This is a genomic window from Streptomyces sp. NBC_01716 (genome assembly GCF_036248275.1).
Taxonomy (GTDB): domain Bacteria; phylum Actinomycetota; class Actinomycetes; order Streptomycetales; family Streptomycetaceae; genus Streptomyces.
This window is the reverse complement of sequence record NZ_CP109181.1, coordinates 342,491-365,009: the sequence shown is the minus strand read 5'-3', so window position 1 is coordinate 365,009 and position 22,519 is coordinate 342,491. Positions and strand designations below refer to the sequence as shown.

17 protein-coding genes and 1 pseudogene are annotated in these 22,519 nt (G+C 70.4%); 7 read left to right on the top strand and 11 right to left on the bottom strand.

The annotated features are described in order from the left end of the window. The first annotated feature begins 4 nt into the window (after positions 1–4). Positions 5–910, top strand: coding sequence for a geranyl diphosphate 2-C-methyltransferase (locus OIE74_RS01655; protein ID WP_329377590.1), 906 nt, complete (start codon positions 5–7; stop codon positions 908–910). Between the two features lie 42 nt (positions 911–952). On the opposite strand, the gene OIE74_RS01650 is transcribed toward OIE74_RS01655, so the two are convergent. Further along, entirely contained in the window at positions 953–1,918 is a 966-nt protein-coding gene (locus OIE74_RS01650; protein ID WP_329377588.1) for an alpha/beta hydrolase family protein, read from the bottom strand. Positions 1,919–2,145: 227 nt separating this feature from the next. Between OIE74_RS01650 and OIE74_RS01645 the strand changes: the two genes are divergently transcribed. Then, positions 2,146–3,351 (top strand): hypothetical protein, encoded by a 1,206-nt coding sequence (locus OIE74_RS01645; protein ID WP_329377587.1) that lies wholly within the window; start codon positions 2,146–2,148, stop codon positions 3,349–3,351. A 61-nt stretch (positions 3,352–3,412) separates the two neighbouring features. Here the strand turns inward: OIE74_RS01645 and OIE74_RS01640 are convergent, their stop codons facing one another. The 6 genes from OIE74_RS01640 to OIE74_RS01615 are packed head-to-tail and all read right to left on the bottom strand — an operon-like array spanning position 3,413 to position 9,268. Next, positions 3,413–4,210: a thioesterase II family protein gene (locus OIE74_RS01640; RefSeq protein WP_329377585.1), complete on the bottom strand. Its 798-nt coding sequence runs from the start codon at positions 4,208–4,210 to the stop codon at positions 3,413–3,415. A gap of 58 nt (positions 4,211–4,268) precedes the next feature. Further along, positions 4,269–5,009: a 3-oxoacyl-ACP reductase FabG gene (gene fabG / locus OIE74_RS01635; protein WP_329377583.1), complete on the bottom strand. Its 741-nt coding sequence runs from the start codon at positions 5,007–5,009 to the stop codon at positions 4,269–4,271. Further along, positions 5,006–5,263, bottom strand: coding sequence for an acyl carrier protein (locus tag OIE74_RS01630; protein WP_329377581.1), 258 nt, complete (start codon positions 5,261–5,263; stop codon positions 5,006–5,008). Before OIE74_RS01630 ends, fabG begins: the two co-directional genes overlap by 4 nt. Positions 5,264–5,277: 14 nt before the next feature. Continuing rightward, positions 5,278–6,297, bottom strand: coding sequence for a beta-ketoacyl synthase N-terminal-like domain-containing protein (locus OIE74_RS01625; RefSeq protein ID WP_329377579.1), 1,020 nt, complete (start codon positions 6,295–6,297; stop codon positions 5,278–5,280). Continuing rightward, positions 6,294–7,433: a beta-ketoacyl-[acyl-carrier-protein] synthase family protein gene (locus OIE74_RS01620; RefSeq protein WP_329377577.1), complete on the bottom strand. Its 1,140-nt coding sequence runs from the start codon at positions 7,431–7,433 to the stop codon at positions 6,294–6,296. Before OIE74_RS01620 ends, OIE74_RS01625 begins: the two co-directional genes overlap by 4 nt. Continuing rightward, positions 7,430–9,268: an AMP-binding protein gene (locus OIE74_RS01615; RefSeq protein WP_329377575.1), complete on the bottom strand. Its 1,839-nt coding sequence runs from the start codon at positions 9,266–9,268 to the stop codon at positions 7,430–7,432. Before OIE74_RS01615 ends, OIE74_RS01620 begins: the two co-directional genes overlap by 4 nt. Before the next feature lie 573 nt (positions 9,269–9,841). On the opposite strand from OIE74_RS01615, the gene OIE74_RS01610 reads away from it, so the two are divergent. Further along, a complete protein-coding gene (locus OIE74_RS01610) occupies positions 9,842–10,741 on the top strand; it encodes a bifunctional helix-turn-helix transcriptional regulator/GNAT family N-acetyltransferase (RefSeq protein ID WP_329377573.1) in 900 nt (299 codons plus the stop codon). 30 nt (positions 10,742–10,771) lie between these two features. Here the strand turns inward: OIE74_RS01610 and OIE74_RS01605 are convergent, their stop codons facing one another. Beyond that, positions 10,772–11,698, bottom strand: a complete 927-nt coding sequence (locus OIE74_RS01605) for an RNA polymerase sigma-70 factor (protein ID WP_329377571.1) — start codon at positions 11,696–11,698, stop codon at positions 10,772–10,774. 581 nt (positions 11,699–12,279) lie between these two features. Between OIE74_RS01605 and OIE74_RS01600 the strand changes: the two are divergent. Together OIE74_RS01600 and OIE74_RS01595 are read left to right on the top strand one after the other, a co-directional pair. Next, positions 12,280–13,405 (top strand): annotated as a pseudogene (locus OIE74_RS01600) (alpha-mannosidase); the annotation flags it as partial. Positions 13,406–13,665: 260 nt separating this feature from the next. Then, positions 13,666–14,814 carry an ROK family transcriptional regulator gene (locus tag OIE74_RS01595; protein ID WP_329392134.1) on the top strand — a complete coding sequence of 383 codons (1,149 nt, stop codon included), beginning with the start codon at positions 13,666–13,668 and terminating at the stop codon, positions 14,812–14,814. 29 nt (positions 14,815–14,843) lie between these two features. On the opposite strand, the gene OIE74_RS01590 is transcribed toward OIE74_RS01595, so the two are convergent. The 3 genes from OIE74_RS01590 to OIE74_RS01580 form a co-directional block, all read right to left on the bottom strand. Next, positions 14,844–16,313: an aldehyde dehydrogenase family protein gene (locus OIE74_RS01590; protein ID WP_329377568.1), complete on the bottom strand. Its 1,470-nt coding sequence runs from the start codon at positions 16,311–16,313 to the stop codon at positions 14,844–14,846. Positions 16,314–16,432: 119 nt separating this feature from the next. Next, complete coding sequence (locus OIE74_RS01585) at positions 16,433–17,773, bottom strand: SWIM zinc finger family protein (RefSeq protein WP_329377566.1); 1,341 nt, start codon at positions 17,771–17,773, stop codon at positions 16,433–16,435. Next, complete coding sequence (locus tag OIE74_RS01580) at positions 17,770–20,826, bottom strand: DEAD/DEAH box helicase (protein WP_443075996.1); 3,057 nt, start codon at positions 20,824–20,826, stop codon at positions 17,770–17,772. Before OIE74_RS01580 ends, OIE74_RS01585 begins: the two co-directional genes overlap by 4 nt. A 212-nt stretch (positions 20,827–21,038) precedes the next feature. Between OIE74_RS01580 and OIE74_RS01575 the strand changes: the two genes are divergently transcribed. Further along, complete coding sequence (locus OIE74_RS01575; RefSeq protein ID WP_329377564.1) at positions 21,039–22,118, top strand: fatty acid desaturase family protein; 1,080 nt, start codon at positions 21,039–21,041, stop codon at positions 22,116–22,118. 125 nt (positions 22,119–22,243) lie between these two features. Further along, positions 22,244–22,426, top strand: a complete 183-nt coding sequence (locus OIE74_RS01570) for a hypothetical protein (protein WP_189107215.1) — start codon at positions 22,244–22,246, stop codon at positions 22,424–22,426. Positions 22,427–22,519: the final 93 nt, after the last annotated feature.

The following is a 22,519-nucleotide window of genomic DNA, read 5'->3' as shown; positions in this document are numbered from 1 at the left end:
AGGAATGGACTCATCTGTGACCAGCACTGACCGCACGACCGTCGCCCCCACCACCCGCGCCTCCGTGTTCATCCCCTCCCCGGTGACTCCCTACCAGGGGGACATCGCGCGCTACTGGGACCACGAGGCGAGGCCCGTGAATCTGCGTCTCGGCGATGTCGACGGCCTGTACCACCATCACTACGGCATCGGCGACGTCGACCACGACGCCCTGGGCCGGCCCGAGGACAGCGCGTACGAGAAGAAGCTGATCGCCGAACTTCACCGCCTGGAGTCGGCGCAGGCCGAACTCCTCCTGGACCACCTCGGCGACATCGGGCGCGACGACACGCTCGTGGACGCCGGCTGCGGCAGGGGCGGTTCGATGGTCATGGCCCACCAGCGCTTCGGGTGCAAGGTCGAGGGCGTCACACTCTCGGCGAAGCAGGCGGACTTCGGCAACCGGCGCGCCCGTGAACTCGGCATCCAGGACCATGTCCAGGCCCGCGTCCGCAACATGCTGGACATGCCCTTCGAGTCCGGGCTGGCCGCGGCCTCGTGGAACAACGAGTCGAGCATGTACGTCGACCTGCACGACCTCTTCGCCGAGCACTCCCGCGTCCTTCGGCCCGGTGGGCGCTATGTGACCATCACCGGCTGCTGGAACCCCCGTTACGGCCAGCCGTCCAAGTGGGTGTCCCAGATCAACGCGCACTTCGAGTGCAACATCCACTCCCGCCGGGAGTATCTGCGGGCCATGGCCGACAACCGCCTCGTACCGCAGACGGTCGTCGACCTGACTCCCGACACCCTGCCCTACTGGGAGCTGCGTGCCACGTCGTCACTGGTCACCGGCATCGAGGAAGCGTTCATCAACTCCTACAACGACGGCTCCTTCCAGTACGTCCTGATCGCGGCCGACCGCGTCTAGGGCGTGTTTTAGACGGCCAAGGCGCCCTGGGGCGCCTCGCGGTCAGCCGACCCTGGACTCCACCCGTCCGAGCGGGTTCGGGCCGGCGGCCAGTTCGTCGGACGCCGACTTCCACGCCGAATCCCCGGGATAGAGCTCCGTGCGGAGATAGGCCCAGGTGAGCTTCTGGATCGCGGAAACCCGCTCGGGGTTCTCGTCGGTGGTCTCGGCGACGTCGTATCCGGACACCCCGCCGAGCCCGTGCTCGGCGTCGAACAGCGTGAGCAGGGACTTGGGGCCGGGGGAGAGGACGTACGGATCGGCGTGCCAGTCCGGGCCCCGGACCGTCAGATGGGCGGAGGCGTCCTTGTCGCCGGCGACCACGAGTGTGGGCGTCGCCATCATGGAGAAGTCCGGGGTCAGGAGGAAGGGAAGGTTCTCGGCCACGTACTCGGTGAGGGCGTCGCCGCCGCTGCCGGTCGTGGCGAGAAGCACACCCGCCTTGATCCGGGGCTCGGCCAGGTTCACCACCGTCCCGTCGTCCGGATCGGTGAGCCTGGCGCCGAGCAGCAGGCTCGCGGTGTGCCCGCCCATCGAGTGCCCGGCGACGGCGACCCTGCTCCGGTCCAGGCGCCCGGTGAGCTGCGGGACGGCGGCCTCGATCGCGTCGAGCCCGTCGAGTACGCGCGTCATGTCCTCGGCCCGCGAGCGCCAGAACAGAGGCGCCCCGGGCGTCTCGGGAGGCAGGCTCAGGGTGGTGGAGCTGAGGTGGGTGGGCTGGATCACGACGAAGCCGTGTGCCGCCCAGAAATGGGCGAGGGGGGCGTAGCCGTTCATCGAGGAGAGGTTGTTCGAGTACCCCTGGCCGTGCGAGAGGAGGATGACCGGCAGATCGCTCCCGGTTACGGGTGCGGAGACTCGTACCGCCAGGTCCACGGCCCGGCCGGGAGCCGGCAGCACGACCGGAGCGACCGAGAGGACGGGAGAGGGTGAGCTGAGGGCGTCGGCCGGGTAGGTCGGTTCACTCATGATGTGGATCCATTCGAAGACAGAAAATCGGAGCATCGTTCCGTTTAAACATACGGAGCGCTGTTCCGCTTTGTCAAACACCTCGCCGGGTCCACCCGCGACGTCGTGGCCTCGTGGTGAGGTGCGCTCGTGCAACCGTTCGGGGGCGGCGAGAGTCTTAGTGGCCGAAGGACTGTTCTCCTGGAGGACATGTCAGGTTTGCCCAAGCCCCAACAGAGGTTCTCTCCATGCGGATTCCCCCACACAACCGTCGTGCCTCCCGTACCGCTGTCGCCGCGCTGGGCGCAGCCGGACTGATCGCGCTGGGTGCGGCTCCCGCCGCCTTCGCCGATGAGGCCGCCCCCGATCTGGTCGTGGGGGACATCGCCCCGATCGAGGGGGTGAAGCCGGGCAGCAGCCTCGATCAGTCGGTCACCGTGGCGAACAAGGGCACCAAGGCCGCCGACAAGGTCTGGGTCTCCTACTCCGTGACCCGGGGACTCGGCTTCGCGGACGTTCCCGCCAACTGCGCGGCGCACCAGGTCCCGTCCTACGACGAGATGACCGCCAAGTCCAACGTGGTGTGCGAGTTCGACCAGGCCGTGGAGCCCGGTGTCGGCTACGCGCCGGAGAAGCCTCTCGCGATCAAGGCACTGGACCGCGCGCTCAACGACGACCTGCGCGTGAGCGTCGGGGACGGCGAACCCGAGCTGGACGAGGCCGCGACGACTCCCGTGGCCGGCACCGCGCCCGCAGTGGAGCTGATGGAGCGTCAGCCCGGGGGAGAAGGCACCGAGCAGGCTGTCGACGTACCGGTGACCACCGTCAACACCGCGGACTACGAGGTGACGGGAGCGGCCCTGAAGGGCGATGTCGGCGACACGGTGACGCTCAAGGTGCGGTTCGCCAACGCCGGGCCAGCGTGGGTGCTGACCAGGGAGGGGGACCCGCTCATCAAGGTCCTGGTGACGCCGCCCGCCGGGACGTCGGTCGTCAAACCCCACGGGTTCTGCGAGGCCAAGGGCAAGGAGTACGCCTGCGGCACCAGCCAGAGGTGGGTCGACGAGGGCGGAGGCGAGACCTACACCTTCAAGCTGAAGATCGACAAGAAGGTGGCCGGCGCCAAGGGTTCGGTGGCGCTGAGCGCCGGTGACCGGCCGTTCGACCCCGACAAGGCGAACGACAAGGCCGACATCACGCTGGACGTGACGGGCGGCGGGTCCGGCGGGTCCACCGGCTCGACCGGTTCGACGGGGTCGACCGGAGGCTCCGACGGCTCGGCCGGTGGCTCGTCCGCCGGTGACAGCGGATCCAGCACCACCGGCGGCAACCTGGCCGCCACCGGCTCGTTCCCCGCGACGCTCCAGATCGCGGGCGCTGCTGCCGCGGTGGCGGTCGTGGGTACGGGCACCCTTCTCGTCGTACGCCATCGCCGGGCCCAGAGCCCGAGCTGAGCCGACAAGCGTCCAACGCACGCCCAAGGCCCCGGACTTGTGGTCCGGGGCCTCTGCGCTGTCAGGATGCCGGCTGATCCCCGCCCGGCTGGGAGCCCAGCAGGGCGCGTACCGTCTCGGTGACGCGCGCGACCAACGGCTCGCGGTGGTCGTTCAGATAGAAATGCCCTCCCGAATAGGTGTGCGTCCCAAGGAAGTTGTCCGTCAGCTGGGGCCAGCGGTCCAACTTGTGGCGCGCCACGACAGTGTCGTCCGACCCGCTGAAGACGGTCAGCGGCACCGGCAGAGGGGGTCCGAGAGTGTCCCGGTCCCAGCTGTCGGCAAGTCCCAGATCGCTGCGCATGAGCGGAGCGAACGCCTTCCACAGGTTGTCGTCGGTCAGCAACCGCTCCGGAATGCCGCCGGTGCTCCCGAGCCAGTCACGTAACTCGGCGTCGGACCTCAGACTGCGGCTCAGCGGTGGCCCCACCGAACCCGGCTGCGGTGCGCGGAAGGACGACACCCCCAGCCAGAGGGGCAGTTCGCGTCCCTCCTCCGCGAGACGGCACGCGAACTCGTAGGCGACACGGGCACCCACACTGTGGCCGAAGAAGGCGAACGGCCGGTTCAGCAGCGGCGTGAGCGCCTTGTCGAAGAAGGCCACGAGGTCGGCGCAGTCGCCGATGAGAGGGAGCGCCTGCGCGTTCCCCCGCCCCGGCGCGTCCAGCAGACAGATGTCCCAGTCTTCCGGGAAATGCCGCGTCCAGCCGCGGTAGAGCAGATGCGAGCCGCCCGCGTGGTGGAAGAAGAAGAGGCGCACCGCCGGGTCGTCGACGGGCCGGCGCCGGGTGACCGGGCCGAGCGGGCCTGCGGGTCTCACTCGCACCCTCCTCGTCGTCGGAGATTCGAGCCCTGCGTACGAGAGCGGGCCAGGTCCCTCACATCACCAACCCGCCGTCGATACCCAGGACTTGGCCGGTGATGTAGGAGGCACGCTTGGACAGGAGGAACGAGACCAGATCGGCCACCTCGTCCGAGGTGCCGAACCGCGACAGCGGGATCTGGCCGAGATACTTCTTCCTGGCCCTGTCGGACACCTGGGCCGTCATCTCCGTCTCGATGAATCCCGGCGCCACGGTGTTGGCCCGGATGCCGAATCTGCCGTACTCCTTCGCCACGGCCATGGTGAAGCCGATGATCCCGGCCTTGGCGGCGGAGTAGTTGGTCTGACCGACACTTCCATGGACGCCCGCGATCGAGGACAGCGTCACCAGATTGCCCGTCCGACGGCTGACCATGCGCTCTATGGCGGGACGGCAGATGTGGTAATTGCCGTCCAGATTGGTCGTCAGCACGTCATTCCACTGCGCGTCCTCCATCGTCGCCAGCGGCTTGTCCCGGGTGATGCCGGCTGCCGTCACCACGGCGTCGACCGGACCGAGTTCGTCCTCCGTCGCCGCGAGAAAGGCACGGCTCTCGTCCGCGTCGGCGACATCGACCTGCTGGGCGAAGACACGGGATCCGTAGTCGGCCGCCTCCATCTCGGTCAGCTTGGCGTCGTCGGAGCGGGAGCGATAGCAGAACGCGACGTCGAATCCGTCCTGGGCCAGTCTGGTCACCACCGCCCGGCCGATTCCCCGGGAACCTCCGCTCACCAGGGCGATCTGCTTGCCGGTCACGCCACCGAACCTTCGGTCAGCAGGGAATCGACCAGATCGCGCAATTCGGGAAGATTCCGGACGGACCCGATGGCGGAGTCCTTGACCGATATGCCGTAGCGCTGCTCCAGCCGGGACGATATCTCCAGCACCATCAGCGAGTCCATGTCGAGGTCCTCGGCGAAGTGGTCGCTGTCACCCACCTCTTCGGGTTCCAGTTCGAGGGACTCGGCGACGATCGTGCGCAGTTCCTCGACGTCCACTGCTGATTCCATTGCGGACTTTCCTTTCATTCGGTGTCTCCACCGGTCAGCAGAAGGGCGGCAGCCGCGTCATCGAAGTCGCCGCCTCCTGTGAATGCGAGCACTGCCTTCGTTCCGTGCGTCCGGATGTGAACGGCGGCGACGGCGGCCTGAAGTACTCCCAGGGCGCCCGAGCAATCTCCCAGTCGCGCCGTGAGATCCAGGTTCGTTTCCGGCCCGGTGGTCGGCGGTTGTGCCGGAGCGCCGGTGAGGCGGAGTCCGACGGGGGCGGGAGCCAGGGACTCGGTGTCCGCGACCGTGGGCGCGAGTTCGGCGCCACGGGTGTAGGCCGCCAGGCGCGCGTACACGCGTGGCCTATGTACGGAGGCGGGCGCGGCAACCCGTACGGAGGCGGGCGCGGCAACCCGTACGGACGCCTCGGCCGCCGATTCGAGCACCACGGCGCACGCCACGTCGGGGGCCGTGGTGCCGAGCAGCTTGTCGACGTGTTCGGTGGCGGGCTCGACCCCGACCACGACCGCTCGGCGACAGCGCCCCGCCTGGATCAGGTTCCGGGCCCAGTGCAGGGCGTCCAGACCGCTGGTGGCCCCGTTGCAGACGGTGAGGTTGGGTCCGCGCAGCCCGTAGCGGATGGCGACCCAGCCGGCGACGACATTGCTCGACGTCTGCGGCAGACCGAGGGGACTCAGCCCGATCACCGTCTCGCGGGAGATGGTGTCGGTGAAGTCGCAGACCGTCTGCAACGAGCCCAGGTTGGAGCTGACCACCACGGCGGTGGCGTCGCCCGTCCCGAGAAGGCGCCCTTTCACGTCAAGAAGGCCGGCGTCGGCGAGCGCCTGTTCGGCGGCGTACAGGGCGAGCCGTGAGGCGCGGTCCTTGTGCCGCATCTCCCGGCCCTTCAAGGCCGTCACCGGATCGAAGAAGCCGTCCTCGGGCAGCCGGTCGGCGAGCAGGTCGCCCACGGACCGCAGCCCGGGTACGGCGAGCCCGACACCGGTGACCACGGTCTCCTCCGCCGCGGCGCGCGTCATCGCGGTGTCGGTCATGCCGCCGCCCCGACCAGCGCGACCGCGTTGATGCCGCCCAGGCCGAACGCGTTGATCTGCGCCGTCGTGATGTCGGCCGCGGCGGCCCCGCCACGGACCAGGCTGAGCCCGGCCGCCTCCTCGATGGGGTCGGCGAGCCCGAACACCGGCGGGACGGTGCTCCGCTCCATCGCCAGCACGGCGACGACCAGACTGAGCAGTCCGGATCCGCCGAGGGTGTGACCCGTCATGGATTTGATGGCCGTCATCAAAGGGGCGCGGTCGTGGCCCGTACCCGCGAACACCTCGGAGAGGACGGCGGCCTCGGTCTCGTCGTTACGCGGCGTACCGCTGCCGTGCAGCATCACCAGGTCGATGTCCTCGGAGCTGACCCCGGCCCGCCGATGGGCGTCGAGAACCGCCGCGCGTACGCCGTCGGGGTCGGGCGCGGTGGCGTGCCGGGCGTCGCAGTTCATGCTGACGCCGGTCAGCCGCGCGGACGGACGCCGGTCGTGCGTACCCGGGCGCTGGAGGACGACCGCCACCGCCCCCTCGCCCATCAGCATGCCCTTGTGCGTCACATCGAACGGCCGCAGTTCTTGCGGCGATTCGTTCTGCACCCGGTCCAGCATTCCGAAGGCGCTCTCGGTGAGGGAGTCCGAGCCCGCGACCACGACCGTGTCGGTCATGCCGCCGTCGAGCATGTCGGTGGCCAGACCCAGTGCGTACAGCGAGGCGGAACAGGCGTTGGCGAAGGTGTACGTGGAGACAGCCCCGAACGCCTCGCGCAGGGCGCCGCCGAAGTGGAGGTCGGAGGGGCGGACGGGGACACCCTCGGTCCACCACAGTTCCGTACTGCGCTGCTCCCGCAGCGTCGTACCGACGAGCACCGGCGTCCGGGAGAGGTCATCGGACAGACCCGCGTCGGCGAGAGCCTGCCGGACCGCGAGGATCAGCCACTTGGTCGCCCGCCAGGGCTCGTCGCGTGAACCGGCGCGGTCGTCGATCTCATAAGCGTGGCGGGTGCGGTACTTGGTGTTGTCGAAGGCCCTGAGCGGGTTGCGCGTCTCCTGCCCGGCGCAGAGCGCGTCGAATATCTGCCCGGGTGTGCCGCCGATGTTGGCGATCGCACCCGTGCCGGTGATGTCCCAGGTCACGACTGACTCACCCGCTTCCGCAGCTGGAAGGAGGCCAGCTTTCCGGTGGAGGTGACCGGCAGCTTGTCGAGGAACTCCACCCTGGCCGGCCGCTTGAAGGGCGCCAGTTGACCGCGGATCGCGGCCGTGATGGACCGGCGGATCCGATCGGTGTCCGAACCGGGCTCGGCGACGGCGTACAGAACCGCCTGTTCCAGCCCGTGCGCGTCGGCCTGGCCCACCACCACGCACTCCCGGACGCCTTCGACGCTCCGTACCACCGCCTCGATCTCGCCGGGCGGGACCTTGTAGCCGCCCAGATTCAGCAGGTCGTCGGCTCGGCACAGATGCACCACGGTGCCGTCGGCGTTACGGGTCGCGATGTCGCCGGTGTACACACCGCCGTCGGCGAATGTGGCAGCCGCGGCGTCGGGCCTGCCTATGTAGCCGAGCGCGACCGTGGGGCCGCTGATGTGGAGCCGGCCCTCGACGCCGTCGGCCACCGGGACACCTTCGGTGTCACGGATGGTCGCCCGCACCTCGGGCACGGGCAGTCCGATGGTCCCTGGCATCGGCCGGTCGGCGGGGGTGGCCACGACGATGTGCAGTACCTCCGTCGCACCGAGCCCGTTGATCAGCTCGGCGGAGAAGGTCTCCTGGATGCGCTCGCTCAGGGCGGCGGGAAGGTGCTCGCCGGCGGCGACGCACAGCCGCACCGATTCCGTTCGGGGACCTCCGCCGGACGCGGTGGCGTCGGAGATCGCCGCGTACAGCCGCGGCACCGACCACATCACCGTCGGCCGGTACTGGTCGAGCGCGGCCGTCACGGTGTGCAGGTCGACGCTGCCGCGTATGAGGACCGCCCGCGCACCGGCGGCGAGCGGGAAGAGCACCGTGCCGCCGAATCCGTAACCGAAGGACATACGCGCCGTGGAGAGCACCGTGTCGTCCTCGCGCAGCGCGAGGAGCGAGCCGAATCCGGCCAGAGCCGCCATGATGGCGCCCGCGCTGTGCCGAACTCCCTTGGGCAGGCCCGTACTTCCCGATGTGTACTGGATCAGCGCCTCGCGGTCCGACGGCCACGGGACGGCCTCGCCCGTACCGGTGTCGGAGCTGTCGGGGTCGTGGAGGCCGTGGGAGTCGTCCGCGCTGTTCGCGCTCTCCGCGCGGATGTCCTGGCCCGCGATCAGGCTTCGCTCCGAGAAGAGGGTTTCCAGGGCCCGTTGCCGCTTGGGCGCGGCATCGAGGTGGATCACACTCGCCCCGCAGTCGTCGGCGATGTACGCGATCTCCTCGTCGTTGAGGAGGGGACTGACGACGGCGGGCACCAATCCGTGCCACCACATGCCGAGGACAGCCGCGACCGTGGTGACGGAGTCGTCGGCGACGATCAGTCCGCGTGTGCCGGTGGGGGCGCCCTTAGCGGCGAGCGTTCGCGCGTACCGTAAGACCGCGTCGTGCAGCCCTCGGTAGGAGACATCGCCGGAATCGGGGTCGGTGTACGCGATCCGCTCCCCACGTCCCTCGGCGAGGTGGGATCCCACCAACCGCTCGACAAGGCCGACGAGTTCGGGCGCGGTCTCCGGGCGGGTGTCCGGCGGATTGTTCAGTTTGCCCAGCAGGACGGCCGCGGAGTCTTCCACGCAGCGCATGGCCGCCGCGTCCACGGGGCTGAGCTTCACCTTGAATTCTTTCTCGACTCGGACGACGACCTCGGTTTTCTCCAGGGAATCGAGGCCGAGGTCTTCGAAAAAGAGAGCGTCGTCCTCGATGCTTGCTTCGTCCGTTTCAAGAACTTCGGCCACGATCGTCCGCAGCCTTTGCAGTGGCGTGCCGATATTCGCTATGTGGGACACAGGTGACACTCCCTCAAAATACTTCACTGGCCGAGGATGGCGAATCATCACTTGAGCACAGTTCTCAAAGCGGCGCGCCGAACTGCGGGCGGCCTTAACAAGCCATAATCGAACCAGGTCGATCGCTACCCTTGGACGCGGATTTCGCAAACGTCTAAAACTGGTCGGTCCAGCCGGTCGTCCGGCGATGGCGGACGGTGCTCATCGGGGCGTCGACACGCGTAAGCCCCCGCCCTCTTACCGCGCTAAAAAGGGAAATACCGGTGTGTGCGTCGATCACTCAGAGATGGCGGAAAACACTTTCCAGAACCGGGTCCCTGTCGGAGGGCGGCCCCACCCCGCGCGTCCTGAAATCGTCTGACTGCGGTCCAGGGGGCAGCGGCCCCTGTCGGGTCGAGCGGTGACGTTTCGAGCGCGGACATGAATATGAAGAGGCCGTCCGGAATTGGTTCACGTTTCAGCTAAATGAAATCGGCACTCACTGTCCGGACGGCAAGGGGGCGTGGTGCCGGCCCTCGGTTCATTGAGCGAATTCCGCTGGATGGGCCCGAGATCTCGGACTAGAGTCAGAGAATGGATGCGGCACAGATCAAACAGGTACGGCGGTTCAACCGCACCGTCACCGAACGCGTGGGCGTGCTCCACGACCACTTCCTCGGCGGCGCCCGGCCCATCGGCGCGGCCCGGCTGCTCTGGGAGATCGGCGAGGAGGGGCAGGACGTACGGCACCTGCGAGAGCGCCTCGGACTCGACTCGGGATACATCAGCAGGCTGCTGCGCTCCCTCGAGAACGACGGCCTGGTGACGGTGGAGCCGCAGCCCCGCGACAGACGGGTGCGCACCGTGCGGCTCACCGACGCGGGACGGGCGGAGCGCGCCGTACTGGACGGCCGGAGCGACGACTTGGCCGGCTCGCTGCTGGAACCGCTCAACACCGCGCAGCGCACCCGGCTCGTCGCGGCCATGGCCGAGGTCGACCGGCTGCTCACCGCCGCGACCGTCACTGTGGAAGCCGTCGATCCCGGCCACTCCGACGCCGAGCACTGCCTGCGGTCCTACTTCACGGAGTTGCGGGAGCGGTTCGAGTCGGGCTTCGATCCCGTACGGAGCCTGCTGCCCGACGCGGGTGAACTCCGGCCGCCGCGCGGTCTGTTCCTCGTCGCCAGGCTGCACGGTGAGCCCGTCGGCTGCGCGGGTCTGAAGCTGCCGGCGGGCGCCCCGGCCGAGATCAAGCGCATGTGGGTGGCGCCCGAGGCCCGTGGCCTGGGCCTCGGCCGCCGCTTCCTCGCCGAACTGGAGGCGCGGGCCTACGAGCACGGCCGCGATGTACTGCGCCTGGACACCAACAGGGCGCTGAGCGCCGCGATCGGCCTGTACCACTCCTGCGGTTTCGAGGAGGTCGCCGCCTTCAACGACGAGCCGTACGCCCACCACTGGTTCGAGAAGCGGATCGCCGCACCGGAGCCGGGGTGAGCGCCCCGGGCCACCCGGCCACCTGGGCGCTCAGCGGCTCACGGCGGTCTCGCGGTCCACGCGCGACAGCTTCTCGGGGTTGCGCACGGCATAGAGCCCGGTGATCAGGCCCTCGTCGATGTGCGCCGCCAGGACGGTGTCGATCCGCTCGCCCAGTCGCAGAATGAGCGCCGGATAGCCGTTCACCTCTACCGGCTGGAGCACGATCCCCGCGTCGAGCCTGCCCAGCACATGAGCCACCCGGTCGGCGCCCACCACGGGCGCCAGCGCGGCCTGGACGATTCCGCCGCCGTCGGTCAGCAGGACGATGTCCGGCGCGATCATGTCCAGCAGGCGCCGCAGATCGCCCGTCTCGACCGCCTGCTGGAAGGCCGCGAGCGCGCCGCGGGTCTCGGCCGGGGAGACGGTCTCGCGTGGCCGGCGCGCCGCGACGTGGGCGCGCGCCCGGTGGGCGATCTGACGGACGGCGACCGGGCTCTCGTCGACGGCCTCGGCGATGTCGTCGTAGTCGAGAGCGAACACGTCGCGCAGCACAAACACCGCCCGCTCGGTCGGCGCGAGCGTCTCCAGGACCAGCAGCATCGCCATCGACACGCTGTCGGCCAACTCCACGTCATCGGCCACGTCGGCCGTGGTCAGCAGCGGCTCCGGCAGCCAGGGCCCGACGTACGACTCCTTGCGCCGCCGGAGCGCGCGGAGCCGGTTCAGCGCCTGGCGCGTGGCGATCCGGACGAGATGGGCGCGCTTCTCCCTGACCGCGTCGAAGTCGACGTCCGCCCAGCGCAGCCAGGTCTCCTGAAGGACGTCCTCGGCGTCGGCGGCCGAGCCGAGCATCTCGTAGGCGACGGTGAACAGCAGATTGCGGTGAGTGATGAACGCCTCGGTCGCGGGGTCCACGCTGTCCTCACGCGTGAGATGCCCGGCTGTGCCGGTCGTCCGGTCGCTGCGCTTGTCCATAGTCGGCTCCCGTCTGCTCGCTCTGGGCCGTGTCACGCACAAGACGCCGCTCCCGTCCTCTTGTGACACCCAGGACCGGTGGCCTACGTCACATCGCCAGGCTGTCACAGGGACCGGGCGGGCGGCATCTCGTGTTCGCCGTACGCCGGACGGACGAGCCGCCCGGCACCCGCCCCGACCAGTGAGAACGCTGCCATGGAACCCCGTATGAACCTGTTCGCCAACGAGCCCGGTGACCTCGCCGCCGTCGCGGGCCGACCCGGGCGCAGGTAAATCCATCGAGTTGGGTTGGTCAATACGCTTCACAGCCCCAATGGAGCTGCGGGGAATTGGCCCCTGGGTGACCAGGGCGCGTCCGTCGTAGCTGGCCGGAAAGCCTCTCTCGCTGGTCGCCACTTCTCCGGCCTTGCCATGAAGCGGAAGCCGCGACGCTGTTCCTCTTCAGAGTTTGTCCATCATATTGACAAACTTCCGCACCGGTTCTTACGTTCGCCCGCGAGCGCCGCCCCGCCCCGATCCCACCGCCCGACCGCGCCCCCCGACTGCCCCGCATCCGCTCGCAGCAACAGGAGACCCCCTTCATGCACGACGACCGGAAGCTGGTCGAAGCACGTCTGGAACGCGTCCTCAGGGAACGCATCCGGCCGGCCGTCCACCCCGTCACCACACCTCTGGCCGTGGAGATCTGGTCCACCGCGGGCGAACCCGTCCCCGTGGGGCCGAGGGGCTGAAGGCACCGACCACCCCCATCGCCCCCGGCACTCCGTGGGGCCTCCCGTGGGGCACCAGCTGGTTCAAGGTCACCGGAACCGTCCCCGCCGAGTGGGCGGGCCGTACCGTCGAGGCCGTACTCGACCTCGGATTCACCCCGCGGACCCCGGGTTTCCAGTGCGAGGGCCTCGTCCACCTGCCCGACGGCACCCCCGTCAAGGGCCTCCACCCGCGTAACGCGTACGTCCGCGTCGGCTCACCGGTGGCCGGCGGGGAGCAGGTCCACTGGCGCGTCGAGGCCGCGTCCAACCCCGACATCGACGCGGGCGGGGTGCCCTTCAGGCCGACGTCGATGGGCGAGCGGGCGACCGCGGGCGAGGCGATCCAGTACGTGCTCGGCGAGATGCGGCTGGCCGTCTTCGACGAGACGGTGTGGAACCTGGTCATGGACCTGGAAGTCCTCGGCGAACTCATGGCGGAGCTCCCGCTCGACGGTGCGCGCCGCTGGGAGATCCTGCGCGCGGTCGGCCGCGCGCAGGACGCCGTCGACCTCCAGGACGTGAACGGCACGGCCGGGGCCGCGCGTGACGAACTCGCCGGAGTGCCGGCCGCGCCCGCGGCCCCCGCGGCGCACCGCATCAGCGCTGTCGGGCATGCTCACATCGACTCCGCCTGGCTGTGGCCGCTGCGCGAGACCGTCCGCAAGGTGGCCCGTACCGCCGCGAACATGACGGCGCTCATCGACGAGGATCCCGGCTTCGTCTTCACCATGTCGCAGGCGCAGCAGTACGCCTGGATCAAGGAGCACCGGCCGCAGGTGTACGCCCGGGTCAAGAAGGCAGTCGCGGACGGCAGGTTCGTACCGGTCGGCGGGAGGTGGAGTCCGACACCAACATGCCGGGGTCCGAGGCGATGGCCCGTCAGTTCGTCCACGGCAAGCGCTTCTTCATGGAGGAGTTCGGCGTCGAGAACGACGAGGCATGGCTGCCGGACACTACAACGCGTCCCTCACCGCGGGCGAACTCGCCCAAGCCGAGCCCTGCCGTCGCACCGGCCGGAACAGCTGATCCGTCGGGCGGTTGAGCACGGTCCGTCCGGCGCGCCGCCCGCGTCGTACCATTTTCCATCGATCTGTTGCCCTCGGAGCGGCGGCGGTGCGGCACCGCCGCCGCTCCGAGGCTGGAAGAGGAACGTTGAGCACCCACACGGTGAGACCCGAGAAGCACACGATCCGTCGCGGCACCAACCTGCCGCGCATGGGGGACTTCAACGAGTCCGTGATCATGGACGCCATTCGCCGGCACCCGGCGGGCCTGAGCCGGGTCGAACTCGCTCAGGCCACCGGCCTGTCCGCGCAGACGGTCTCGAACATCACCCGTCGGCTGCTCGACCAGGGCGTGGCCCGTGAATCGGGGAAGCAGAACACCGGCAGCGGCAAACCCCGCACCCTCCTCGAAATCGTCCCGACCTCGCGCTACGCCGTGGGAATCCATCTCGACCCCGCCGTGATCACCTGTGTGCTGGTGGACCTGCTCGGCACCGTCGTGGGCCATCGCAGCCAGCGCACGCCGAGCGGCGGCGACACCGACGGGACCGTCGCGGACATGGCCGCTTCGGTGCGCTCGCTGGTGGCCGAGTCGGGGATCGACGAGGAGCGGGTACTGGGCCTGGGCATCGCCGCGCCGGGGCCGATAGACGCGTCCGCCGGCTGGGTGGTCGACCCGCCTGAGCTGCCCGCCTGGGGGCGCTACCCGCTGCGCGACCGCCTCAGCGAGGCGACCGGACTTCCGGCGCTCCTCGACAAGGACGTCACGGCCGCCGTCGTCGCCGAGCGCTGGGCGGGGGCGGCCACCGAAAGCCGAAACCTGCTCTTCTTCTATCTCGGCACCGGCTCCGGGATGGGGCTGGTGGTCGAGGACACCGTGCTGCGCGGCGTCTCCGGGAACGCGGGCGAGGTCGGCGGACTCGGCGCGGCCTGCTCCACGCGGACGCTCGTCGACGAGGCCATCGCGCTGGGCGTTCTCGGCGGCGAGTACACGGTGCTGGATCCGGCCGACGCCCAGCGCGGTCTTGAGCGGCTGGCGGCGCTCGCCGCCGATGGGGACACCCAGGCGGACGGCATCATCGAGCGCCTCGCCATCCGTATCGGCCGCGGAGTCTGCGCGGCGGGGACGCTCCTGGACGTCGACACCATCGTCTTCGGCGGCCCGACCTGGCTCCTGCTCGCCCACCGCCTCCTCGCGACGATCGAGCCGATGGTCGCCCGGTCCCCGTTCGTCAGGGCAACCCACCCGACAACGGTCGTCTCAACCACGCTGGGCGAGAACGTGGCGGCGGTGGGAGCGGCATCCCTGGTCCTGGACCAGGCACTCTCGGCCCAGCCGAGGTCCTTGCTGCTGGGGTGAACCGGGGCCGGTTGGCGTGCCGGGCGTGCTCAGTCGAACCATCCCTGAGGACGCGGCGAGAGATTGCGCCAGACGTGCTTCGCCTCCTGGTACTCGGCCAGCCCGGCCGGGCCCAGCTCGCGTCCGGAGCCCGACTGCTTCATCCCGCCCCATTCGGCCTGCGGCACGTAGGGGTGGAAGTCGTTGATCCATACGGTGCCGGCCCGCAGGCGCGACGCCACGCGCTGCCCGCGCCCCACGTCCTGTGACCAGACAGCCCCGGTCAGGCCGTAGACGGTGTCGTTGGCGAGCGCCACCGCCTCGTCCTCGTCCCTGAACCGCTCGACGGTGAGAACGGGACCGAACGACTCGTCACGCACCACCGACATCCCCGGAGCGCAGTCGTCCAGCACGGTCGGCGGGTAGAAGAACCCGTTGCGCAGCTCCGGGTCGCTGGGGCGCTTTCCGCCGCAGCGCAGTACGGCGCCTTCGGCGAGCCCGGCCGCCACATACGCCTCGACCTTGTCGCGGTGCGCCGCGGAGATCAGCGGTCCGGTGCGGGCATGCTCGTCGAACGGGCCGCCCATCGGGATCCTTTTCGCCCGCCGCACCAGCTCGTCCACGAACCTGTCGTGCGAGTCGTCCTGGACCAGCAGCCGCGCGCCGGCCGAGCAGACCTGCCCGGAGTGCAGGAACACCGCCGTCAGCGCGTAGTCGACGGCGCTGTCGAAGTCCGCGTCCGCGAAGACGATGTTGGGATTCTTGCCGCCGAGCTCCAGGGCGACCTTCTTCACCGTCGGCGCCGCTGCCGCCATGACGCGGCGGCCCGTGGCCAGTCCGCCGGTGAACGACACCATGTCGACACGCGGGTCCTCGGTGAGCGGCGCGCCGACGGTGGCACCGGCGCCGAGAACGAGATTCGCCACGCCGTCGGGCAGCCCGGCCTCCGTCAGCAGCCGCATCAGCATGATCGCCGTGTGGGGGGTCAGCTCACTCGGCTTGAGAACGAACGTGTTGCCCGCGCCGAGCGTCGGAGCCACTTTCCAGGAGGTCTGGAGCAGCGGGTAGTTCCACGGGGTGATCAGCCCGCAGACGCCGACCGGTTCGTGCACGACGCGGCTGTCGACGCCGGGGGCGCCGGTGTCGACGATCCGTCCGGTGCCGCCGGCGGCCGTCAGACTGCCGAAGTAGCGGAAGCAGTTCGCGACGTCGTCCATGTCGTACTCGCTCTCGACGAGCCGCTTCCCGGTGTCCAGGGACTCGGCCTGCGCGAGGGCGGCCTTGTCCCGCTCCAGCAGTTCGGCGACGCGCAGCAGCAGCCTGCCCCGATCGGCGGTCGGCGTGGCGGGCCAGGGGCCGCGGTCGAAGGCGTCACGGGCGGCCTCGACCGCGGCGGCCGCGTCCTTGGGGCCTGCCTCGTCCACGGTGGCGACGAGCGTGCCGTCCGCCGGGCAGCGGATCTCGCGGACCTGACCGCCGACGGCGGTGGTCCACTTGCCACCGATGAACAGCTCCGGCATGGCGGACTCCTCGGGATCGGTTGAGTGGGCACCGCGAGGGTCGACTGCGGCACTCTCTCAACAGACAGTAAGGAGCCGAGGCGGCGCCCGCCTTCTGGAAGGCGCTGTGGGCCCGGCGCTCAGGGGCGACCTGGCTGCGGTCCGCCCTCCGGACCGAGGCCCGCCAGGGCCGACGCCGGGTCCGGGGCCGGTGGGCCGGCGGGGGACCAGCGGGAGCGGACCTTGCGGTACGGCCACCAGCGGCCGTCGCGGCCGTAGCGGAGCTGGGTGTCCGCTCCCACCACCGTCCAGCGGCCCGCCGCCCCCGCCCGCAGTCGCGGGCGCTCGCCGCCCTCCCAGGCCCCCGCCAGGTCCGCCTTCGCGCGCGCCAGCGCCTCGGGTTCCGGCTGCCACTCGTCCTCCAGTACGGCGAGAGCAGCCGCACCGCCGTGGCGCCAGGCCTCCACCGCCAGTTCCAGCTCCGCGCGCTGCCGGCCCGTGCCCCCGGCGAGCCGCACCGCTATCAACGGATCGGCGCACGAGGCCGCCAGCCGGACCGCGTCCTGAGCGGGCGTCAACTCCAGGTCGAGCGGCTGCCGTTCGTGCCCGGAGGACAGCGCCTCGATCAGCAGCCGCAGCGCGCGCGACGCCGCGTCGGCCGCCAGGAACTCCAGGGCGTCCGCGTCGATCCCCGGTGGTGGCTCCGCCTCCGTGTCGAGGGACGGCGGCGGGCCGGGCTCCTCCGGAACCGGCGGGGGAGGCGGCAGCGGAGGGAGGATGTCCCGCGCCGCGAACGCTTCGTCCGCGCGTACACCCTCCGGCTCCTCAACGGTCGCTGCGTCCGCGCCCTCGGCCGGATTCCGCCGCGTCCGCGCGGCCCGCGCCGAACGCACCTGCAACTCGTCGAGCAGTTGCCGCTCGCCCCGGCCGCGCATCAGTAGGAGGACGAAGGGATCCTCGTCCAACAGGCGCGCCACCTGGTAGCACAGCGCCGCCGTGTGCGGGCAGAGATCCCACGCGTCGCAGGCGCACTCCGGCTCCAGGTCGCCGATGCCGGGCAGCAGTTCGACCCCGGCTCCCGCCGCGTCCTCCACAAGATGCGGCGGCATGTCACGGTCCAGCAGCGCGGCGATGTGGCCCGCGCGCTCGACCGCCATGTCGAGGAACCGGTCCCACTCATCCGTACTGAGCTGCTGCAACAGCACGTCGCTGCGCTGCGCCGTGCCGTCCCTGTCCCGTACGACGGCCGTGATCCGCCCGGGTCGTACGGAAACCGCACCGACCGCCCCGTCACGGGCCTGCTTGCGGCCCTTCTTGAGCTGCAGCGAGTCCAGCGCCGAGTCCTCCAGCGCCTTCAGCCACGCCCGCCCCCACCAGGTCTCCGCGAAGGCGCGGCCCCGCGCGGGCGGCAGGGCGGCGAAGGTGCGCTCGCTCCCGCCGTCCGTACCGCGACCGCCGCCACCACTGCCGGCTCCGGTCATCGCGCACTCCCTCGCAGCTCGACCAGGTCGGCCAGCTCGTCGTCGGTCAGTTCGGTCAGTGCCGCCTCGCCGCCGGCGCCGAGGACGGAGTCCGCCAGCTGCTGCTTGCGCGCCAGCATGTCGGCGATCCGGTCCTCGATCGTGCCCTCGGCGATCATGCGGTGCACCTGCACCGGCCGGCTCTGGCCGATGCGGTACGCGCGGTCAGTCGCCTGCGCCTCGACGGCCGGGTTCCACCAGCGGTCGAAGTGCACGACATGCTCGGCGCGGGTCAGATTGAGCCCCGTGCCCGCAGCCTTCAACGACAGCAGGAACACCGGCACTTCACCCTCCTGGAACCGTCGCACCATGGCCTCGCGCTGCTGCACCGGTGTGCCGCCGTGCAGGAACTGCGCCGGGACGCCGCGCGCGGCCAGATGCTGTTCGAGGAGCCGCGCCATCTGTACGTACTGCGTGAAGACGAGCACGCTCGCCTCCTCCGCGAGGATCGTGTCGAGCAGTTCGTCGAGCAGCTCGACCTTCCCCGAACGCCCCGCGACACGCGGCGATTCGCCCTCCTTGAGGAACTGCGCGGGGTGGTTGCAGATCTGCTTGAGCGATGTCAGCAGCTTCATGACGAGGCCACGGCGTTCCATGCCGTCAGCGGCCTGGATCGCCGCGAGAGTTTCGCGTACGACGGCCTCGTAGAGCCCCGCCTGCTCGGTGGTGAGGGACACCGCGCGGTCGGTCTCCGTCTTCGGCGGCAGCTCCGGCGCGATGCCCGGGTCCGACTTGCGGCGGCGCAGCAGGAACGGCCGTACCAGCGCGGACAGCCGCTCCGCCGCCCCCGGGTCGCCGCCCTCGACCGCCTGCGCGTAGCGCGTACGGAAGGTGGCGAGCCGGCCGAGAAGACCGGGCGTCGTCCAGTCGAGGATCGCCCACAGTTCGGAGAGGTTGTTCTCCACGGGGGTGCCGGACAGGGCGACGCGCGCCTTGGCGCCGATGGTGCGCAACTGGCCGGCCGTCGCGGAGTACGGATTCTTCACGTGCTGCGCCTCGTCGGCGACGACCATGCCCCACTCGGCGCCGGCGAGTCTCCGCGCGTCCAGGCGCATCGTGCCGTACGTCGTGAGGACGAACTCGCCGTCCGCGAGGGCGTCCAGGCCGCGCGACGCGCCGTGGAAGCGGCGCACCGGTGTGCCGGGTGCGAACCGCTCGATCTCGCGCTGCCAGTTGCCCATCAGCGACGTCGGGCAGATCACGAGGGTGGGACCCGCCGCCGACTCGTCGCTCTGGCGGTGCAGATGGAGCGCGATGACCGTGATGGTCTTGCCGAGGCCCATGTCGTCGGCGAGACAGCCGCCCAGACCGAGCGAGGTCATCCGGTGCAGCCAGTTGAGGCCGCGCAGCTGGTAGTCGCGCAGCGTCGCCGCTAGGGCCGCGGGCTGGCCGATCTCCTGGTCCGTGCCCTCCGGGTCGGCGAGCCGGTCGCGCAGCGCCGCGAGCCACCCCGATGCCTGCACCTCGACACGCCGTCCGTCCACTTCTGCGGACCCGGTGAGGACGGCTCCGAGGGCGTCGACGGGGGTGAGCTTGCGGTCCTGGCTCTCCCGGGCGCGTCTGGCCTCCTCGGGGTCGATGAGGACCCACTGGTCGCGCAGCCGGACGACCGGGCGTGTCGCCTCGGCGAGCCGGTCCAGCTCCGCGCGGGTGAGTTCCTGGTCGCCCAGCGCGAACCGCCAGTTGAAGGCGAGCAGAGCGTCGGCGGACAGGAAGGACGGCAGGCCCGAGCCGGCCTGGTCGAAGGCTCCGTCCCCGCGCGTGTCGTCCCCGGCGCGGGCGGCTCCGTCCGGCGTGTCGCCGGGCGGACCGATGACGGCGCGCGCCGTCAGCTTGCGCGCCAGCGCCTTCGGCCAGTGCACCTGGACCCCGGTGGCGGCCAGCGCGCGGGAGGCCTCTCCGAGCAGCTCGGTCACCTCCTCGTCGGCGAGGTCGATCGCGTCGGGCACCGTGGCCGACAGGAGCGGGGTCAGCGGCGGCCAGGCCCGCGCGGCCCGCCTGAGGGCCAGCAGGGCGTCCATCCGGGCCCGGGGGCCGAAGGCCTCGCCCGAGCCGCCCACGGCCCCCGTACCGGCCCATACCTCGCCCGCGTCGGCGACGACCGTCGGATCGCTGACGCTGTGCATCTGCAGGACGGCGCGGAACGCCGTAGCCGATCCCAAAGCGTCGCCGTCGGGGGAGCCGCCCTCAGTAGAGGCGTCGTCAGGTACGGCGGCCAGACCTGGCAGCTCGACCCGGAGCGACAGCCGTACGCCCGCGTCGTGCCCGGCGGCCACGTCGGCGGCCCAGCCGCGCAGTCCGGGCAGCCGGTGGGGCTCGGGCGCGGCGAATGCGGGAGATCCGGCCGCGATCGGCGCGGCGGGCGTGCGTACGACAGCGTCGGCGACCGCGTCGAGGAACCGCCGCAGCAGCCGTTCGGGCTCGGGGAGCAGCAGTGGTCCCGTCGCTCTCGCGTCGAGCGGTACGGCGTGGGCACTGGGCGGCATCGAGGCGGCGAGCGCGCGGATGCGCTCCAGATCGTCGGCGGCGACGGGCCCGGCCCGCCAGGCGTCATGACCGGCCGCGGAGAGACCGGGCAACAGCCTGCCACGCGCGGCGAGTTGCAGGGCCAGCAGCGACGCGGCGCCCCAGAAGGCCACCGCGGGCGAGGCGTGCGCGACGGTCCTGGCGCGGGTAAGCACGGGCAGCGCGTCCCGTACGGGCAGCGACACCGCCGGAACCGTACGCGGGCGCACGTCGTCGCCGACGACGGTCAGGTCATCGACGGACCGGTCGGGGAGCGCGGTGCCGTCCGGGTGCCAGAAGGCGATCCGGCCGGCTCGGGCGGGGTCGGCGGGCAGGAACAGGGCGTCGCAGCGGGCGAGTTCGGCGATCTGGGAGGGCGTAGCCGCAGGGGGCCTGTATACGGCGATGACACGTTCCTCAAGTTTGACTAGTGAAGGTGCAGCGGCCGAGGGTACCTCGCCCCGGGCGCCCGCGGACCGCCCCGGACGGTGACAAGAATCATGGGCCACGTAGGGGTGTAGGCAGCACCACCCCCTAGGTCGGGAATAGCCCCCCATCCCCTCGGGGTGTTGGCCGCATGGCTTTGGAGGCCCAACTCCGCGTAGCTTTCTCCCGGTCGGCGCGATCAAGCTGTGATCGCGCCACTCGAACGGCCTCACACGCCTGCCATTTTCCACCTCAACGATCTACACGATCGTCGGCCTACAGACCGGAGACCGACATGCCCCAGGCCCCCGCAGAAGTCGCGGAGACCACCACCCCCGGCCCGGCGGCCGCCCGCACAGGCGGCAGCGACTTCGCGCCCCTTCTGCGGACGGTCAGGGAGAAGGGACTCCTCGAACGGCGGACCGCCTGGTACGCCCGCGACATCGCCGTCAACCTGATCGAACTGGCGGCGATCGTGACCGGCGTGGTGCTGATCGGAGAGTCCTGGTGGGCACTTCTCCTGGCCCCGGCACTGGCGCTCGTCTCGGCCCAGATGTCGTTCATCGCGCATGACGCGGGCCACGCACAGATATTCGCGACGCGCGGAAAGAACCGCGCCGTACAGCTTTTCCACGCCAATCTTCTGCTCGGAATGAGCCAGGACTGGTGGAACGACAAGCACAACCGGCACCACGCCAACCCGAACCACCTGGAGAAGGACCCGGACGTCGGCGCCGACATCCTTGTCTTCGCGCAGCACCAGACCGGGGACCGCAAGGGATTCCGCCGCTGGCTCACCCGCCACCAGGCCGTGATGTTCTTCCCGCTGACGACCCTGGAGGGCATCGCCCTCAAGGTCTACGGATTCCGGTCCGTCTTCTCACGCGCCACCAAGCGTCAGACCCCGCGTGAGCGCCTCCTCGAAGGCTCACTGCTCGTGATCCACGTCGTCGCCTACCTCGCGCTCCTCTTCACGACGCTCAGCGTCGGCCAGGCCGTCGTCTTCCTCCTGATCCACCAGATGATCTACGGCCTCCACCTGGGCATGGCGTTCGCGCCGAACCACAAGGGCATGAAGATCCCGACGGAGGAGGAGTTCGCGAGCTGGGGCCATCTGCGCCGGCAGGTCCTCACCTCCCGCAACATCCGCGGCGGGCTCGTCACCGACTGGTTCCTGGGCGGTCTGAACTACCAGGTCGAGCACCATCTCTTCCCGAGCATGCCCCGTCCGCACCTGCGGGTCGCCCAGCCGCTGGTCCGCGCGTACTGCGACGAGATGGACGTCTCCTACGTGGAGACGGGCCTGATCGACTCGTACCGGCAGGCACTCGGACACCTGCACGAGGTCGGCGCCCCGCTGCGCGAGGCCGCCTGACCAAGCGGTACGGATCGCCGCTCACCGGCGCATCGGACACGCGGAGACCGCATAGTGGAACTGGCGGAGGTTCGCGAGCGTTCTATCTGCAGTGAGCGGCTTCGGCCGCGAAGGAGGCGTCGAAAATGTCGAGTAGGGCAAAGATCGCTGTCGGGGGAGTGGCCGTCGGTCTGCTCCTGATCCCATTCATCGGATTCTGGATGTCGCTGCTGGTGGTGCTCGGCGTGCCCGCCGTGGCCTATCTGATGCTCGACCCGTCGCAGCGCCGCCGGCTCAAGCGCATAACGCGCAAGGAGATCGGCCGCTGACCCCGCGCCGGGCGGCGCAAGAGCCCCCGTACGCACACGGGACCCACCTGCGGTCCCGGGCCCGTACGGGGGCGCCGTGAGGATCCGAGCAGG

Bases quoted from the DNA above. Each gene is read 5' to 3' on its own strand.
- OIE74_RS01655 (WP_329377590.1), top strand. From the start codon at position 5: ATGGACTCATCTGTGACCAGCACTGACCGCACGACCGTCGCCCCCACC.
- OIE74_RS01650 (WP_329377588.1), bottom strand. From the start codon at position 1,918: ATGAGTGAACCGACCTACCCGGCCGACGCCCTCAGCTCACCCTCTCCC.
- OIE74_RS01645 (WP_329377587.1), top strand. From the start codon at position 2,146: ATGCGGATTCCCCCACACAACCGTCGTGCCTCCCGTACCGCTGTCGCC.
- OIE74_RS01630 (WP_329377581.1), bottom strand. From the start codon at position 5,263: ATGGAATCAGCAGTGGACGTCGAGGAACTGCGCACGATCGTCGCCGAG.
- OIE74_RS01625 (WP_329377579.1), bottom strand. From the start codon at position 6,297: ATGACCGACACCGCGATGACGCGCGCCGCGGCGGAGGAGACCGTGGTC.
- OIE74_RS01610 (WP_329377573.1), top strand. From the start codon at position 9,842: ATGGATGCGGCACAGATCAAACAGGTACGGCGGTTCAACCGCACCGTC.
- OIE74_RS01605 (WP_329377571.1), bottom strand. From the start codon at position 11,698: ATGGACAAGCGCAGCGACCGGACGACCGGCACAGCCGGGCATCTCACG.
- OIE74_RS01595 (WP_329392134.1), top strand. From the start codon at position 13,666: ATGGGGGACTTCAACGAGTCCGTGATCATGGACGCCATTCGCCGGCAC.
- OIE74_RS01590 (WP_329377568.1), bottom strand. From the start codon at position 16,313: ATGCCGGAGCTGTTCATCGGTGGCAAGTGGACCACCGCCGTCGGCGGT.
- OIE74_RS01585 (WP_329377566.1), bottom strand. From the start codon at position 17,773: ATGACCGGAGCCGGCAGTGGTGGCGGCGGTCGCGGTACGGACGGCGGG.
- OIE74_RS01575 (WP_329377564.1), top strand. From the start codon at position 21,039: ATGCCCCAGGCCCCCGCAGAAGTCGCGGAGACCACCACCCCCGGCCCG.
- OIE74_RS01570 (WP_189107215.1), top strand. From the start codon at position 22,244: ATGTCGAGTAGGGCAAAGATCGCTGTCGGGGGAGTGGCCGTCGGTCTG.